This is a genomic window from Pseudomonas sp. CCOS 191, from assembly GCF_001007005.1.
Lineage (GTDB): Bacteria > Pseudomonadota > Gammaproteobacteria > Pseudomonadales > Pseudomonadaceae > Aquipseudomonas > Aquipseudomonas soli.
In genome coordinates this window covers 1877088-1892212 of sequence record NZ_LN847264.1, presented here as the reverse complement: position 1 = coordinate 1892212, position 15125 = coordinate 1877088, and the positions used below count along the sequence as shown (strand labels likewise).

Genomic DNA, 15125 nt, shown 5'->3' with positions numbered 1-15125 from the left:
CATGCTGGCCTATATCCTGCGGCGTCTGCTGCTGATCATCCCCACCCTGTTCGGCATCCTCATCATCAACTTCATCATCGTCCAGGCCGCTCCCGGTGGCCCGGTGGAACAGATGATCGCCAAGCTCGAAGGCTTCGAAGGCGCCACCAGCCGCATCGCCGGCGGCGGCGCCGAAGTCTCGGTGGCCGGCTCCAACTACCGTGGCGCGCAAGGCCTGGACCCGGCGCTGATCGCCGAGATCGAGCGCATGTACGGCTTCGACAAATCCGCGCCCGAGCGGCTGTGGATCATGGTCAAGAACTATGCCCAGCTGGACTTCGGCAACAGCTTCTTCCGCGACGCCAAGGTCATCGACCTGATCGCCGAGAAGATGCCCGTGTCCATTTCGCTGGGGCTGTGGAGCACACTGATCATGTACCTGGTGTCGATCCCGCTGGGGATCGCCAAGGCCGTGCGCCACGGCAGCCACTTCGACGTGTGGACCAGCTCGGCGATCATCGTGGGCTACGCCATCCCGGCGTTCCTGTTCGCCATCCTGCTGATCGTGCTGTTCGCCGGCGGCAGCTATTTCGACTGGTTCCCGCTGCGCGGGCTCACCTCCAACAACTTCGACGAACTCAGCACCACCGGCAAGGTCCTCGACTACTTCTGGCACCTGGTGCTGCCCATCACCGCCCTGGTGATCGGCAACTTCGCCACCATGACCCTGCTGACCAAGAACAGCTTCCTCGACGAGATCAACAAGCAGTATGTGGTCACCGCCAAGGCCAAGGGCCTGAGCCGCACCCGCGTGCTCTACGGCCATGTGTTCCGCAACGCCATGCTGCTGGTGATCGCCGGTTTCCCCTCGGCGTTCATCGGCATCTTCTTCACCGGCTCCCTGCTGATCGAGGTGATCTTCAGCCTCGACGGCCTGGGCCTGATGAGTTTCGAAGCGGCGATCAACCGCGACTACCCGGTGGTGTTCGGCACCTTGTTCATCTTCACCCTGCTCGGTCTGGTGGTGAAGCTGATCGGCGACCTCACCTACACCCTGGTCGATCCGCGCATCGACTTCGCCAGCCGGGAGCACTGACATGGCCCTCTCCCCCCTCAATCGCCGGCGCTTCGAGCGCTTCAAGGCCAACCGCCGCGGCTGGTGGTCGCTGTGGATCTTCCTGGTGCTGTTCGTGCTCAGCCTGGGCGCCGAGTTCATCGCCAACGACAAGCCCATCGCCGTGCGCTACGACGGCGAATGGTACTTCCCGGCCTTCAAGCGCTACCCGGAGACCACCTTCGGCGGCGAGTTCCCGCTGGAGGCCAACTACAAGAGCCCGTACATCCGCGAGTTGCTGGCCAAGAAGGACGCCTTCGTGCTGTGGGCGCCGATCCCCTACAGCTACCAGAGCATCAACTACGACCTGAAAGTACCCGCCCCCGCGCCACCCTCCACCGACAACCTGCTGGGCACCGACGACCAGGGCCGCGACGTACTGGCCCGGGTGATCTACGGCTTCCGCATCTCGGTGCTGTTCGCCCTGACGCTGACCATCGCCAGTTCCATCGTCGGCGTGATCGCCGGCGCCCTGCAGGGATTCTACGGCGGTTGGGTGGACCTGGCCGGCCAGCGCTTCCTGGAGATCTGGTCCGGCCTGCCGGTGCTGTACCTGCTGATCATCCTCGCCAGCTTCGTGCAGCCCAATTTCTGGTGGTTGCTGGGCATCATGCTGCTGTTCTCGTGGATGAGCCTGGTGGACGTGGTGCGCGCCGAGTTCCTGCGCGGGCGCAACCTGGAATACGTGCGCGCCGCCCGCGCCCTGGGCATGCGCAACGGCCCGATCATGTACCGGCATATCCTGCCCAACGCGATGATCTCGACCATGACCTTCATGCCGTTCATCCTCACCGGCGCCATCGGCACCCTCACCGCCCTGGACTTCCTTGGCTTCGGCCTGCCCGCCGGCTCCCCCTCGCTGGGCGAGCTGGTGGCCCAGGGCAAGTCCAACCTGCAAGCCCCGTGGCTGGGCATCAGCGCCTTCGCCGTGCTGGCGGTGATGCTGAGCCTGCTGGTATTCATCGGCGAATCCGCCCGCGACGCCTTCGACCCGAGGAAATGACATGAGCCAAGACACCCTGATCGAAGTCCGCGACCTGGCGGTGGAGTTCGTCACTGGCGAGCAGGTCAACCGCGTGGTCGACGGCATCAGCTTCGACATCCGCAAGGGCGAGACCCTGGCCCTGGTCGGCGAAAGCGGCTCGGGCAAGTCGGTGACCGCCCACTCGATCCTGCGCCTGCTGCCCTACCCGCTGGCGCGGCATCCTTCTGGCACCATCCATTACCAAGGCAAGGACCTGCTGCACCTGGGCGAAAAGCCCATGCAGCGCATTCGCGGCAACCGCATCGCGATGATCTTCCAGGAGCCGATGACCTCGCTGAACCCGCTGCACAGCATCGAGAAGCAGATCAACGAGATCCTCTTGCTGCACAAGGGCCTCACCGGCAAGGCCGCCACGGCGCGCACCCTGGAGCTGCTGGAACTGGTCGGCATTCCCGAGCCGCACAAGCGCCTGAAAGCCCTGCCCCACGAGCTCTCCGGTGGCCAGCGCCAGCGGGTGATGATCGCCATGGCCCTGGCCAACGAACCCGAACTGCTGATCGCCGACGAGCCCACCACGGCGCTCGACGTGACCGTGCAGTTGAAGATCCTCGACCTGCTCAAGTCGTTGCAGGCGCGCCTCGGCATGGCCCTGCTGCTGATCAGCCACGACCTCAACCTGGTACGCCGCATCGCCCACCGCGTGTGCGTGATGCAGTGCGGCAAGATCGTCGAGCAGGCCGATTGCGCCACGCTGTTCAGCAAGCCGCAGCATCCGTATACGCAGATGCTGATCAATGCCGAGCCCAGCGGAGCGCCGGCTGCGAATGCCGAAGGGGCGCCGTTGCTGGAGGTGAAGGATCTGAAGGTGTGGTTCCCGATCAAGAAGGGGCTGCTGCGCCGCACCGTGGATCATGTGAAGGCCGTGGACGGAGTGAACTTCAGCCTGCCCCAGGGGCAGACGCTGGGCATCGTTGGCGAGAGTGGGTCGGGCAAGTCCACCTTGGGGCTGGCCATCTTGCGGTTGATATCCAGCCAGGGTGGAATTCGCTTCCATGGGCAGAATCTTGAGGGGCTGAACCAGAAGGAAGTGCGGCCGCTGCGGCGGGAGATGCAGGTGGTGTTTCAGGACCCCTTCGGCAGCCTGAGCCCGCGCATGTGCGTGGCGGATATCGTTGGCGAAGGGTTACGGATTCACAAGATCGGCACGCCGGCTGAGCAGGAAGCGGCGATTATCGCGGCGTTGGAGGAAGTGGGGCTGGATCCGCGGACGCGGCATCGGTATCCCCATGAGTTTTCTGGTGGGCAACGGCAGCGGATTGCGATTGCTCGGGCGTTGGTGTTGAAGCCGGCTTTGATACTGCTGGATGAGCCGACCTCGGCGCTGGATCGGACGGTGCAGCGGCAGGTGGTTGAGCTGCTGCGGAATTTGCAGGTTAAGTACAACCTGACTTATCTGTTTATCAGCCATGACCTGGCGGTGGTCAAGGCGTTGAGTCATCAGTTGATGGTGATCAAGCATGGGCAGGTGGTGGAACAGGGGGATGCGGGGGAGATTTTTCATGACCCGCGGCATGGGTATACGCGGCAGTTGTTGGAGGCGGCGTTTCTCCACCTTGGCTGATTTTTAGACTAAAAATTCATAAGTGCCCACAACCCAGCCGTCTCTACACCAAGGGAACGTATCAAATTACATTCAGTATTGAAAAAAATCTCTGAAGTTTCAGCGGAGCCTCAAAAGGCCACCTGGACCATGACGTCTGCGGCATATCACTCTATGCTCCCAAGCCAGCAAAACCACCATGCCTAGCGACTGTTGGGCAGTGGTCTACTTCGCGTCGTGGCCGCCCACACAAGCTCCGCTGCTCGCTTCTGGATGGGGCAACGGCTGTGACGTGGAGCCCTTGCGCCAATAATTCAGATGCAGTCTGTGATTCTGCGGCCTACCTCGCCTGTTTGACAAACCCAACATCGACAGCAGAACGCCATGGACGACTGTTTGATTGACCTAAGGAGCACCACCGCCTGGGTACACCTTAAGGCAAGCAGGCGGAAAGCATTGCTGCGACGGCCTCAGTGGCTTGCTGGAGGAGGTTTCTACGACACTACTTTTTGTACAGTGCCCAAGATAATTTTCGGACTTCGTCATTGCGACCACGTCATTAGACCTTGGCTTTTAGCACCACTGCGTATAAATTAATAGCCTTACGCCACCAGCAGCCTCAAGGACGAAGCATGCACACTTACAAACTTATAAACACCAACAACAAACGCCAGTCTGGACGCCCCCAGCAACACCTTCTCCGCGCTCCCCCTAGCACAACGCTGGTCGTAAAGTCAGATATAGATAGCAGCCCTCTCTGGCGAACAACCCACCTCCGCTTCAAAAATCCTAACATTACTCACTCCGGAGTACGGCACCTATTACCCTTGCCGTGATCGGTCAATACATATGGAAATACAATGCTCGAATCGCTAAGAATTAAGAACCTCAGAAGCCTGCAGGATACTGGCAGAGTTCAACTTAAACCCCTCACCATACTACTTGGGGAAAACAGCTGCGGGAAGAGTACATTCTTACGAACCTTTCCATTACTGAGACAGAGCGCAGAGGCGAATACTAGAAGCTCAATACTTTGGTTTGGAAAATATGTTGACTTCGGCGATTTCGACCAAGCACTTACACGTACCGAAGGCGCCAAGGAAATAGTATTTGAATTCGGCATGAATGTACCATCTCCATTCTTCTATACAAACTCCAGAAATATGTACAGGGCAAGAGGAAGCTTTGACCCCAGGAGAGATATCGCTATAAAGCTTGATATAGCGCTAAGACTTTCCTCACTTGGAAAGGACGGGCTCACTCGCACAGCTGGCGTTGATTTTTCGATTGACGGAAACATATTAAAAATAGACATTGCAGAAAATGGAAAAATCAGCGGGATTAACATAAACAACAAAAGCTATCAAGAATACTGCGAGTACTTCGACTATCAATCAGCATCAAAAATTCTACCAGTAATTCGCGCAAAGCAAGACTCCTCCAAAGAACGCCTCTACGGCAGCTGGTGGAATATGGTAAACGCCTATAAGGTTAGCGAACAACTAATACAGATTATTTCAAAATACCTGCACACGCGCACACGCCCTCAGAAGCGGGACATGCTTGTACATTTTGCACGAGTTGGAAGCAATCAAGACATGTATATCGGCTTCAAAACTCTCGACACCACAACCACTTGGATAAACAAAACAAAACCCATAGGTATCGACCACCCCGACTATCTAGAATATAGAAACCTCGTCCTCCTAAATAAAATACCAATAATATTACACAACCTAGATGACGTTCTGGATTACACATTTAGACGAGTGAGCTATATTGAACCTATACGAGCATCAGCACAGAGATACTACCGCTCCCAAGATTTAGCCGTGTCAGAACTGGACTCCAAAGGTGAAAATCTTGCAATGTTTCTGAGGAACCTGTCCGAAAGAGACCGCTTATCATTAGAAAGCTGGACCATGTCAGAGTTAGGCCTCAAAATATCTGCAGCACTTGAGGGTGGCCACGTTAGTCTTCGCATTACGTTCTCACAATCAAACCAGACTTACAACCTCGCAGACATGGGCTTTGGCTTTTCGCAAGTAATTCCTGTTTTAGTTCAGCTGTGGACTATTCTTAACAGAACATCCAAATCCGCCACCCCCTTGTATCCGGTACCAAGCATTTGCGTAATTGAGCAACCCGAACTGCATTTACACCCAAGATTTCAAGCAAGACTGGCTGAAATACTGGTAAAGGCAGCAAAGACAGCGCAAAAAAACGACATACAGCTTTTTATTGTACTAGAGACGCATAGCGAAGTAATAATCAATAAGATCGGACTAATGACTGCCGAAGAGAAGCTTACTAAGGAAGATTCCAGCATCGTACTATTTTCGAAGCAATCCAACACATCAAGCACCAACGTTGAACTCAGTAGCTATGATGATTCTGGATCATTGCAAAATTGGCCGTTTGGCTTCTTTGACTTCGAGGCATAATATGCTAATCCACCTCGACCAGTCCATAACCCAACTTAATATTCCTCTCGCGCAAGAGCTTATAGATTCTCTTGAGGACATAGCCGGCATCATCAGATCAGGCAACCACTTAATCACAGGGGACCTTAAGACCCTTAAGTTCCTTTCTACCCATGAAGCTCTAGGTTCATCCGCCCGAAGAGCTTACAATGGGCTCGCCACAAAATACTCACAATTTGCCTCCGCAAAATCCATGGTCACTACCTTTGCAGAAATTGGAGTAAGTGGCGATCAACCAACCTTAATTAATAGAGAAAACAAAAACATAATTTTAATCCCTCTCAGAAAGGTCAGACACCTTAGCCTACGAAACCCTACAGAGGTCATTTACGAAGAAATACAAGATGATTTTATTTATGAAATAATATCTCGCTGGTACGTTAGAAAGCATATAAACCCAGGCTTCTTGAATCGCAACTACCGTCCAATCCATGGTGGCGGCGGCCGTACACATGCAGTATATTCTGAAGCTCAAAGACTGAACAACCAATTCTGCTTGTGCGTAACAGATTCGGATAAAAAATTCCCCACAGACATCCCCGGACCAACCAGTTCCGAGGTAAGGGCCGTAAACTCAAACGATTTGGCCTTATCATTCCATTTAGACCTAGATTTCCACGAAATTGAAAACCTGGTTCCACTTCAATTCCTCCGCAGCAACTGCACATCCCCCACTTCAAAAGCCATCATCGATAAAATAAAGCAAGCAGAAATCACGGGGCACCCAGAAGCAAAGCTTTTCTGGGATTACAAAAAGGGTTTTTCCGTTGCTAGCCTCAGACAATCGAATAATGGATGGCTTTACTGGAAATCTGCGCTTGGACTTCCTGAAACAACATGCACTGAACAGTGCTCCTCTCAGCGATGCCAGTGCGAAGTCCTTAAACCCTGGCCAGAGAAAAGACTTGTAAAAGATAAAATTCAAAGCTACTCCGAAATGGATCCATCTGAGTGCAATGTACTATCGAAATTATGGTTAACAATAGGCGGAACCCTGACTAGCTGGAGCGCTTCTGCCATTCCTAAAACAACATGACCAATCCCCGACCCGCCGGAACAATAAGGGCCACGGCTCCATAAATCAATGAAGCCCTGGTCCTTGGGCCACTATTTCTTTGAACCCCCACTATATCCACAGTAAAAAATCAGATTTAGCCTATTTCTTGTAGGCCATTTCCCAAATATTCTCCTCCTGCCTTTTTTCCGTTGCGATCGCTCTGCCATCGCTCTAGTCTCGGCAGGTCGCTGCAAATCAGCGATCGGCTTTGACAGGCCGCGACGCGACACCTGCACTGCTTGCCCTCTATGGCGGCTGTGCATGGGGCACGCTTGCGTGCGCCGGTTTCTGTGTCCGCCGGTCTGTCAACCTATGCATAGCTGCCACCTACCTGTTTGACAGCAGTCCGGTAGCGGCCCCATCAAAGGGCACAAAACCATGCTGAAGATAGTTCCCGATCCACCCCACAACCCCCACTCCCTCGAAGACACCATCATCCAGGCCACGGAGTACGCCCTGTGCGCGCAGACCGTGGCGCATCAGGCTGTTCTGCTGCATCCCAAGTCACCCGTGTCGATTCTGGTCATGGCTGCGATGCATGAAATGGAGGCGCTGCGGGTGCTGCTCGAATCAGCGTTGATTCAGGTGCAGATGCCGCAGGTGGAGCCTCGCACACTGCACTAGGCCGTTAGCCATGGGTTGCCTGGGCTGGCCTCATCGCCGGCAAGCCGGCTCCCACAGGGGATCGGCGTGGCCGCGCGGCAGATGCTGTGTAGCTGATAGCGGATCTAACTGTGAGAGCTCGCCCAGGCACCGATCATTTCAGGGAGATTGAGCAATGAGCACAGACGACACCACGCCCCACACCACGGTGGGCAAGACTCGGTTCTACCAAGGTGAGGGGCATACCGATCCGCTGTTCTGCATCGAACCCGGCATCCCTTGCCAGCACGCACGGGAACAGGCTTCGGAGTTGATGGGCTGCGTGTGCGACCTGACCATCACCGGGATCATGGAGGAGAAGCCTCAGCTGATCTGGGCCTCGTATTACCTGAGCGCGCTGGCCAAGGCGCTGATGGATGATGCGGAGTTGGGGATGAAGCACTGACCTCTGGGTACATGCGGCTCTGTAGGAGCGGCCTTGTGCCGCGAAAGGGGTGCGTAGCAGCCCCGGCAATGGTGCATGAGGCGCAGATCTGGGGCCGCTTTGCGGCCCTTTCGCGGCACAAGGCCGCTCCTACAGGTCACGTGTGGGCCTGAACGGATTATCAGGATGAAACAGCCCGCAGACGCTGGTCGATTGCCTGCCTCAAGTCATGAACATACCGCTCGAAACATTCGATAGCCTGTTCCAGCGTCGTTTCGGGACCATGCTCGCACACCGCCCAACAGGACCATAGTGAGAAGACCGATCTGGCGCGGCAGTAGCGCAGCGCGATGATCGGCTCCTCTTCTTCGTCCATCGAGGCGTAGTAAAAATCCTGAGCCCCACAGGTAGCCACGGACGCCAGCCATTGCGTCATCACGTTCGCCAATTCGAGCAGCAGGCAATACTCGACCTGCAAGAACACCTGCCCCTTCACTTCGATGTGCAGACGGCCTTCGGTAAAGGCCGCCGCGTTGTAGCCCGACATGTCGTCCGGCAATGTGAGCAATTCAAAGTCGATCTTCATCGGTGTTCGCCTGCCCTGAACGTCTATCAGCGCTTGCCCAGCATCGCCTGGCGCTCCCGCCAGATCTCCTGCACGAACGGATCGGTCACGCCATACAGGCCATGCCCCCGGCGAATGATCAGGTTCGCCGCCAGCAACTCATTGGCCACCGGCTGGATCTCCTCCACCCGCACTTCACGCCCCACGAACGTCGAATACTCCCCCGCCGCCTCGCTGGAAAACACACCCCGCGTCTCGCCATCCACGGAGGCGATCCGGGCGAAAATGGCCTGGGCCAGCACGCCCAGCTCCTCGACCTTCATCAGCTCCAGGTCCGCCGCCGCCGAACGCAGCGTGGCGGCGATCACCGGCAGCACCACATCCGCTCCAGAAGCCAGGCTGGGCGAATGAATCAACTGGCGCAGGGCGCGGATGAACTCTTCGGGGCGGCTGCCCAGCGTCTGGAACGCCTCGGTCGCCACCGCCAGCGAAGGCAGGTTGTCGAGGCCATCGGCTGCGAGCCGCTCAAGCCAGAACGCCACATAGTCCTCGCCCAGTACCGGGTAGGCCACGTTGGTGGCGCCGGCGAACGCCTGGTTACGCCGGGCGGTCAGCTCGTTGACCATCGCCCGGTGCGAGCCGGTGCCGATGAACAGGAAATGCCCAGCCGGGGCTGGGCGTGGGTTGATGGCGTCACGCGCGGCCTTCAGCGCCAGCATCATCTGCTGCCCGTCTTCGGTGGTGATGGCGTGCTGCACTTCGTCGACGATCAACACCACATTGGCCTTGGCCTGGTCGACCACTTCGCCCAGGGCCTGGGCCAAGGTCACGCCGCCCGCCTCGCCCAGGGTGTCGAGGTTGAAGCCGAACTTGAACCCGGCCAGCTCCACCTCGGCGCCGCGCAGGGCCCTGAGCCGCTGCATGAGCGACGAGCCCGGCGTCTGCAGCTCGCGCAGGGCCTTGCGCACAACAGTGAGTACAAGCTGCACCGGGCTGGTCTGGGTGTCGCTCCACAGGTCGACGTAGATCACCAGCGCGCCCTTGGCCTCCAGCGCCGGGATCAGGTCGTTCCTGAGAAAGGTGGTCTTGCCGGTGCGCCGCAGGCCAGACAGGAACAACCCGGAACGCAGGCCGATATCCAGCGCGGACGGCTCGAGCAGTTGCCGGGCCATGTCGGCCGCCAGTTCAGGTCGCAGGAAGATGTCAGCCATGGGTTTATCCGCAATTATTCCATGGCAATAATTATTGGCCTGGAATAATTCAATGTAAAGACGCAGCCCGCAGGCGAACGTCCGGCTTTCTCGGTAGAATCCGCCGCCCCCAGCTGGCACAACCAGGCTGCGCTTCAAGGAGGAGCCACCCGTTGATACTCAAATTTCCCACCCTGTTTTTCTGCCTCGCGCTGAGTACCGCCGTGCACGCCACCCCCAACATCGCGCATGAGGCCACCGTGCAACAGGCCATACGCAAGGCTGAAGCGGAGCTGCAGTGGATCGACCGCACAGTCGAACAGCAACGACAGGGCCAGCTCGACTGGCCGAGCTGGGTCAAGGCCAGGGCCAAGATCGTGAAGAAAACCGAGGTGATCGCCGACGAGCTGAACGCGGTCAACGACAGTGGCCACCCTGTAGTCAGCTACCTCCTGGCTTTCGTGGAATCGAGCAGGCAAACGCCTTGGAACGAGCGACGGCCGCGGGTCTGCGCGCTATACCAAGCCGCTGCGGAGCAAGGGTTACTGGCCGCGGCGGTGGCGACGCTGCGCACATGCCGTGTACAGCCAATCCCCGTAGACCTCGCCGAACCCACGCTGGTACGGTTGCGCATGCAAGCGACCAAAGCGTTGGCGCAGCCCGACCCGTATGCAGCCTTCTACCCCCTGCCAACTCGGTCATCGTCTTGCTTCAAAAAATTCGTGGGGCCGTCAGCCGACTTGTCAGATGACTTCACCTCGGCCCTGCTGGACCTGAAGCAGTACCAGGCTGACACCCATTACCTGCTGGCCATCACTGGCGCCCCCGATGCACCGGAGACGCGCGTTCATTACGAGCGAATGCAGGCCCTGACCTCGACGTGCATTGCCGACCGCAGGCGCACAGCCAACAATCCGCATGAAAATCAGAAAGTTCGCTGAGGCCGCAACGCCCAAGGGCTTATCCAGATCCGTTGTCGAGCTGGAGTCGAGCTCGGGCGGGGGCTCGCAAACGCGCCCGTCGCTGCTGAAATTGGCCACTGCCTCGATGACCAAGGCCGCCAACCCGATCAAACAGATTACCCCCAAGGCGTAACTCACTGTCCTCCACGGTTGAATGCTCGCCAGGTAGGTCGCCGTGTGCAGTATCCGTGCGACGGTGAATAGCCCCATCAGCCAGGCGCTCGGGATCGACGGTGTTTCAAGCGCAACTGCCAGCCCAGACAACGAGAGAAACAGCGGAATGTTCTCCAGGTCATTGCGCCAAGCCTGCGCGGCGCGCGTGACCTGCGGCAGTTCAGTGGGACAAACCGAGCGTCTGAACACCGCCGCATCCTCGCTGTTGGTAAAGGCCAGGTAACGCAGGCGGAAGTAACCCTGGTAGCAGGAAATCGCCAGCATCTTGAAGAACAGCACCACCACACAACAGGCATAAACCGACAGCGCGGCGCTCATTGCCCGTGCCTCCGCATGCAACCCTTGACCGCGATGTACAGCAGCGGCCCCATGCAGACGAACACCAGCGTCAGCAGCAGATAGGGCATCACGCCAAGCAAAGAGCCGCCGCGCTTGCGCTGGTCGTTGACCATCCAGGCGCAGCCCAGCCCGGCCATCACGTACAGGTCGATAACCACCTGCGCGGTGTCCGGCCGGGACATCAGTTCCAGGCCAAAGGCAATCAGTGATTGCTCCGCAATCATCATGGTCCAGCCGGTGTACAGGGCAAACAGCAGCAACAGCGGCAGCGCGATCCATTCAGCTCTCATAGTCGAATTCCATACCTGTCGATCTGGCGGGCGAAGTTGGCCTCACGCTAGTGATACAGTCGCCTGCGCAGCAATGACCTCACAGGTCATGGACGCTTCAGCCAAGGACAGCCAGAGTCGCAGCATGAGCCCTCTTCCCTTCCACACCCCGCACCCGCCCACCGCCACCGATGCGGGCGCGCATCTGCGCCGCCTGCGGCACCAGGCCGGGCTCAGCCAGCTCGACCTGGCGTTGCTCGCCGGGGTTTCGCAACGCCACCTGAGCTGCGTGGAAACCGGCCGCGCCAAGGCCAGCACAAGTACCCTGCATGCTTTGCTCAGCGCGCTGCAGGTGCCGCTCGATCAGTGCAACGAAGTGTTCCTCGCGGCTGGCTATGCACCGCGCTACATGGCCTCTGCAGCGGACGCCCCGGCCATGAAGATGGTGCACGACGCCGTGGAGCACATCCTGCGGGCCAACAACCCCGCACCGGCCATCGTCATCGCCAGCAACTGGGACATCACGGCGGCCAATGTCAGTGCTGGGCTGCTGTTCGCAATGGCCGGCGTAGCGACCAGCAGCACCTCGGGCCTCAACCTGCTGGACACCCTGCTGCGCCCGGGCGGGCTGGGGGATCATCTGGTCAATGCAGACGAGATACGGGCGATCGCCTGGCAGCGGGCGGCCAGGGAGGCGGTGAGCAACCCTGAACTGGCGAGACTGCTGCAAGACTTGCCCGTGCCACCCGCGTGGGCGGCAGATACGCCTGTGTCTCCATTGGTGCTGACCCGGGTGCGCGCTGCCGAGGGTGAGCTGCGCTTCCTGTCCACCTTCACCACCTTCGGCATGCCCCAGGACATCACGGTGGCGTCGCTGCGTATCGAGCACCTGGTGCCCGCCGACAGCGAGACATGGCAAGCCATGACGGCGGCCTATCAAGCGTGGCAAAGCTGAAGCTGAGCAGCCAAGGCATGCGCTGGTCGTTCCCTGTAGAATCCGCCGCCAACTGCCGACCGGCATATCCAGGCATCGCTTCATGGAGGAACGCCATTGTCACTCAAGCTCCCAACCCTGCTGTTCTGCCTGACGCTTTGCAGCACGGCACAGGCCGCCCCCAGCGTCGAGGCCGAGGCTGACTATCAACGGGCAGTTCGCATGGCCGAAGCCAATGCGCAACAGGCGAGTCGATTGGTAGAGCAGGAACAACTTGGCCAGCTGGACAAACCCGCCATGGCGCAGGCCCTGCACGCTTTCGCGCAAGAACACGACGCCATGGAACACGAGTTGCGCAAGGCCAGCGATGGCGGGCATGCCGTCGCGAGCTATCTGCTGGCCAACCTGGAGTCCCACTTCAAGTTGCTGATGCCAGGCCAACGTGAGCAAAAGCAGGCGCAGGCCTGCGCGCTGTACCAAACGGCGGCCGACCAAGGCCTGCTGGCTGCGGCGGTGGCGATGTTGCGCGAGTGCCAGACCGCAATGTTGCGCTTTGCCGTCGATGACCCGGAGCTTCAACGCCTGCGCGCACAACTGCTCAAGGCCTTGGAGCGGCCCGACCCCTATGCCGATTACTATCCGTTGCCAACGTCGCAATCGTTGTGTTTCAAAGGCCTGGATAAACCCACGTTAGATCCGCAGCGACCGCTCGGCGCAGTAGCGCAAGCGTTCACTCCCGTCTCGTTGGAGCTGCAGCAGTACCGCGCAGACGCCTACTACTCACTGATAGTCATGGGCGACGTGGATGAAGCCACGGCGCAGGCCCACTTCAAGCAAGTGCAGGCATTGACCAAGGACTGCCTCGACCCGATGAACCTCAGTGCCGAATTCCGAGACAACGGCACCCACTGAAGCCTTCATGCAAGCCCCCGCAGCAAGTGGGCATTCGGCGATCAAGGCAGCACACTGGCTTCAAGCCTGTGCCGCCTGCCCCGCCACCGTCCCGCCCTCCAGCACCATCCCCTCGCGCATCCGCTGCGCATCCCGGCTGAAACACCGCGAAGCCGCCAGCAGGAACACCATGGTCAGCATCAGCGCCACGGGTATCAGGTACATCGCGTCATGCAGCCCCTGTGCCTTGAACGCCTCGTTCATCAAGCCCTCACCCGCCGCCGTCATGGCCGCCACGGCGAAGTGGTCGGACAACCCGCCGACCACCACCGGCCCCAGCCCGCCGCCCAGCAGGTACAGCCCGGCGAAGAACAGTGCCATGGCCGTGGCCCGCAAGCGCGGTTGCACCACGTCCTGGATAGCGGTGTACACGCAGGTGTAGAAGTTGTACGAGAACAGCCAGCCAATGCCGAAGACCGCCACGAACACCCCCAGCTCGATGCGCCCGGCATGCAGCGCCCAGGCGGTGCACAGGCTGGCCACCAGCATGCTCAGCGCGGCAAAGACCAGGCGGCCGTTGGCGAAGCGCTGGTGCACCTTGTCGGCCACCCAGCCGCCGAGAGTCAGGCCCACCAGGCCGCTGAGGCCAACGATCAGCCCGGTGGCCACTGCGGCGTCGTGCAGCGTTAGCGCGAAGTAACGCTGCAGCATCGGCACCATGAACGAGTTGCAGGCGTAGGTGGAGAAGTTGAAGGTCAGCCCCGCCAGCACCAGCCAGGCGAAGGTGGGCACGCTGAGCACCCGGCGCAGCGGGCGGTCCAGCGGGGTCTGGGCGATGACCACGGTCTCCGCCGCACCGCGCGCGGGTTCGCGGACCATGAAGATGAACAGCGCCAGCAGCACGCCGGGCACGGCGGCAATGAAGAAAGGCGCCCGCCAGCTACCGAAGGCCTCGACCATCGCACCGATTGTGAAGAACGCCAGCAACAGGCCCAACGGTAGGCCGAGCATGAAGATGCCCATCGCCCTTGCCCGCCGCCCGGCGGGAAACAGGTCGCCGATCAGCGAGTTGGCGGCGGGCGCATAGCTGGCCTCGCCGATACCCACGCCCATGCGCACCAGCAGGAAGCTCCAAAAGCTGCCGACCATGCCGTTGACCGCCGTCAGCCCGCTCCAGGCCAGCAAGCCCCAGCCCATGAGCTTGCTGCGTGAACCGGTGTCGGCGATACGTGCCAGGGGCAGGCCGGCGATGGCGTAGACCAGGGTGAAGGCGGTGCCGATGATGCCGATCTGGAAGTCGCTCAGGTGCCACTCCAGACGGATCGGCTCGATGACGATGGCGGGGATGGTGCGGTCGAAGAAGTTGAACAGGTTGGCCAGGAACAGCAGAAACAGGATGCGCCAGGCGTTGGACGCTTGGGGGGCGGTGGGCATAGTCGGGTCCCTCGTTATTGTTGTTCGGGGCTTCCAGCACGCCACACGCAATCTAGAGAGGGATGGTCGGGTCGTCTGCCAACATTGACTGCATTGATGGCAGGTCATGAACCTGGCCTTTC

At 59.2% G+C, this 15125-nt stretch carries 14 protein-coding genes and 2 pseudogenes; 11 read left to right on the top strand and 5 right to left on the bottom strand.

Features of this window, described 5'->3' with window-relative positions:
* Nucleotide 1 precedes the first annotated feature (1 nt).
* From CCOS191_RS08535 to CCOS191_RS08515, 8 genes and pseudogenes are all read left to right on the top strand, one after another.
* A complete protein-coding gene (locus tag CCOS191_RS08535; protein WP_046854817.1) occupies nt 2–1075 on the top strand; it encodes a microcin C ABC transporter permease YejB in 1074 nt (357 codons plus the stop codon).
* 1 nt (nt 1076) lies between these two features.
* Entirely contained in the window at nt 1077–2096 is a 1020-nt protein-coding gene (locus tag CCOS191_RS08530; protein WP_046854816.1) for an ABC transporter permease, read from the top strand.
* A 1-nt stretch (nt 2097) separates the two neighbouring features.
* Nucleotides 2098–3699 carry an ABC transporter ATP-binding protein gene (locus tag CCOS191_RS08525; RefSeq protein ID WP_046854815.1) on the top strand — a complete coding sequence of 534 codons (1602 nt, stop codon included), beginning with the start codon at nt 2098–2100 and terminating at the stop codon, nt 3697–3699.
* Between the two features lie 316 nt (nt 3700–4015).
* Nucleotides 4016–4241, top strand: a pseudogene (locus CCOS191_RS28360) (hypothetical protein); the annotation flags it as partial.
* 297 nt (nt 4242–4538) lie between these two features.
* A complete protein-coding gene (locus CCOS191_RS27115) occupies nt 4539–6122 on the top strand; it encodes an AAA family ATPase (protein WP_082120372.1) in 1584 nt (527 codons plus the stop codon).
* A 1-nt stretch (nt 6123) separates the two neighbouring features.
* A complete protein-coding gene (locus CCOS191_RS27845; protein WP_156177519.1) occupies nt 6124–7197 on the top strand; it encodes a hypothetical protein in 1074 nt (357 codons plus the stop codon).
* Between the two features lie 399 nt (nt 7198–7596).
* On the top strand, nt 7597–7842 hold the full coding sequence (locus tag CCOS191_RS08520; protein ID WP_046854814.1) for a hypothetical protein: 246 nt from the start codon (nt 7597–7599) through the stop codon (nt 7840–7842).
* A 154-nt stretch (nt 7843–7996) separates the two neighbouring features.
* Nucleotides 7997–8266 carry a DUF3077 domain-containing protein gene (locus CCOS191_RS08515; RefSeq protein WP_046854813.1) on the top strand — a complete coding sequence of 90 codons (270 nt, stop codon included), beginning with the start codon at nt 7997–7999 and terminating at the stop codon, nt 8264–8266.
* A gap of 160 nt (nt 8267–8426) precedes the next feature.
* Here the strand turns inward: CCOS191_RS08515 and CCOS191_RS08510 are convergent, their stop codons facing one another.
* Together CCOS191_RS08510 and CCOS191_RS08505 are read right to left on the bottom strand one after the other, a co-directional pair.
* Nucleotides 8427–8831, bottom strand: coding sequence for a DUF7878 domain-containing protein (locus CCOS191_RS08510; RefSeq protein WP_046854812.1), 405 nt, complete (start codon nt 8829–8831; stop codon nt 8427–8429).
* Between the two features lie 26 nt (nt 8832–8857).
* A complete protein-coding gene (locus CCOS191_RS08505) occupies nt 8858–10021 on the bottom strand; it encodes an AAA family ATPase (RefSeq protein WP_046854811.1) in 1164 nt (387 codons plus the stop codon).
* 152 nt (nt 10022–10173) lie between these two features.
* Between CCOS191_RS08505 and CCOS191_RS28355 the strand changes: the two genes are divergently transcribed.
* Nucleotides 10174–10941 carry a hypothetical protein gene (locus CCOS191_RS28355; protein WP_046854810.1) on the top strand — a complete coding sequence of 256 codons (768 nt, stop codon included), beginning with the start codon at nt 10174–10176 and terminating at the stop codon, nt 10939–10941.
* Nucleotides 10942–11049: 108 nt separating this feature from the next.
* Here CCOS191_RS28355 and CCOS191_RS28350 read toward each other — a convergent pair.
* Nucleotides 11050–11454 (bottom strand): annotated as a pseudogene (locus CCOS191_RS28350) (MAPEG family protein); the annotation flags it as partial.
* Nucleotides 11451–11765: a hypothetical protein gene (locus CCOS191_RS08495; RefSeq protein ID WP_046854809.1), complete on the bottom strand. Its 315-nt coding sequence runs from the start codon at nt 11763–11765 to the stop codon at nt 11451–11453. The gene CCOS191_RS08495 and the pseudogene CCOS191_RS28350, both read right to left, overlap by 4 nt.
* Nucleotides 11766–11889: 124 nt before the next feature.
* Between CCOS191_RS08495 and CCOS191_RS08490 the strand changes: the two genes are divergently transcribed.
* Entirely contained in the window at nt 11890–12699 is an 810-nt protein-coding gene (locus CCOS191_RS08490; RefSeq protein WP_046857718.1) for a helix-turn-helix domain-containing protein, read from the top strand.
* A 96-nt stretch (nt 12700–12795) separates the two neighbouring features.
* Complete coding sequence (locus CCOS191_RS08480) at nt 12796–13590, top strand: hypothetical protein (protein WP_156177517.1); 795 nt, start codon at nt 12796–12798, stop codon at nt 13588–13590.
* 60 nt (nt 13591–13650) lie between these two features.
* Here CCOS191_RS08480 and CCOS191_RS08475 read toward each other — a convergent pair whose 3' ends face one another.
* The gene (locus tag CCOS191_RS08475; RefSeq protein ID WP_046854806.1) at nt 13651–15003 is read right to left on the bottom strand and encodes a spinster family MFS transporter; all 1353 of its coding nucleotides are present in this window, start codon (nt 15001–15003) and stop codon (nt 13651–13653) included.
* Nucleotides 15004–15125 lie beyond the last annotated feature (122 nt).

Coding starts and splice junctions, on each gene's coding strand:
- CCOS191_RS08495 (WP_046854809.1), bottom strand. CDS start 11,765: ATGAGAGCTGAATGGATCGCGCTGCCGCTGTTGCTGCTGTTTGCCCTG.
- CCOS191_RS08510 (WP_046854812.1), bottom strand. CDS start 8,831: ATGAAGATCGACTTTGAATTGCTCACATTGCCGGACGACATGTCGGGC.
- CCOS191_RS08535 (WP_046854817.1), top strand. CDS start 2: ATGCTGGCCTATATCCTGCGGCGTCTGCTGCTGATCATCCCCACCCTG.
- CCOS191_RS08490 (WP_046857718.1), top strand. CDS start 11,890: ATGAGCCCTCTTCCCTTCCACACCCCGCACCCGCCCACCGCCACCGAT.
- CCOS191_RS08475 (WP_046854806.1), bottom strand. CDS start 15,003: ATGCCCACCGCCCCCCAAGCGTCCAACGCCTGGCGCATCCTGTTTCTG.
- CCOS191_RS08515 (WP_046854813.1), top strand. CDS start 7,997: ATGAGCACAGACGACACCACGCCCCACACCACGGTGGGCAAGACTCGG.
- CCOS191_RS08520 (WP_046854814.1), top strand. CDS start 7,597: ATGCTGAAGATAGTTCCCGATCCACCCCACAACCCCCACTCCCTCGAA.
- CCOS191_RS08530 (WP_046854816.1), top strand. CDS start 1,077: ATGGCCCTCTCCCCCCTCAATCGCCGGCGCTTCGAGCGCTTCAAGGCC.
- CCOS191_RS27115 (WP_082120372.1), top strand. CDS start 4,539: ATGCTCGAATCGCTAAGAATTAAGAACCTCAGAAGCCTGCAGGATACT.
- CCOS191_RS27845 (WP_156177519.1), top strand. CDS start 6,124: ATGCTAATCCACCTCGACCAGTCCATAACCCAACTTAATATTCCTCTC.
- CCOS191_RS08505 (WP_046854811.1), bottom strand. CDS start 10,021: ATGGCTGACATCTTCCTGCGACCTGAACTGGCGGCCGACATGGCCCGG.
- CCOS191_RS08525 (WP_046854815.1), top strand. CDS start 2,098: ATGAGCCAAGACACCCTGATCGAAGTCCGCGACCTGGCGGTGGAGTTC.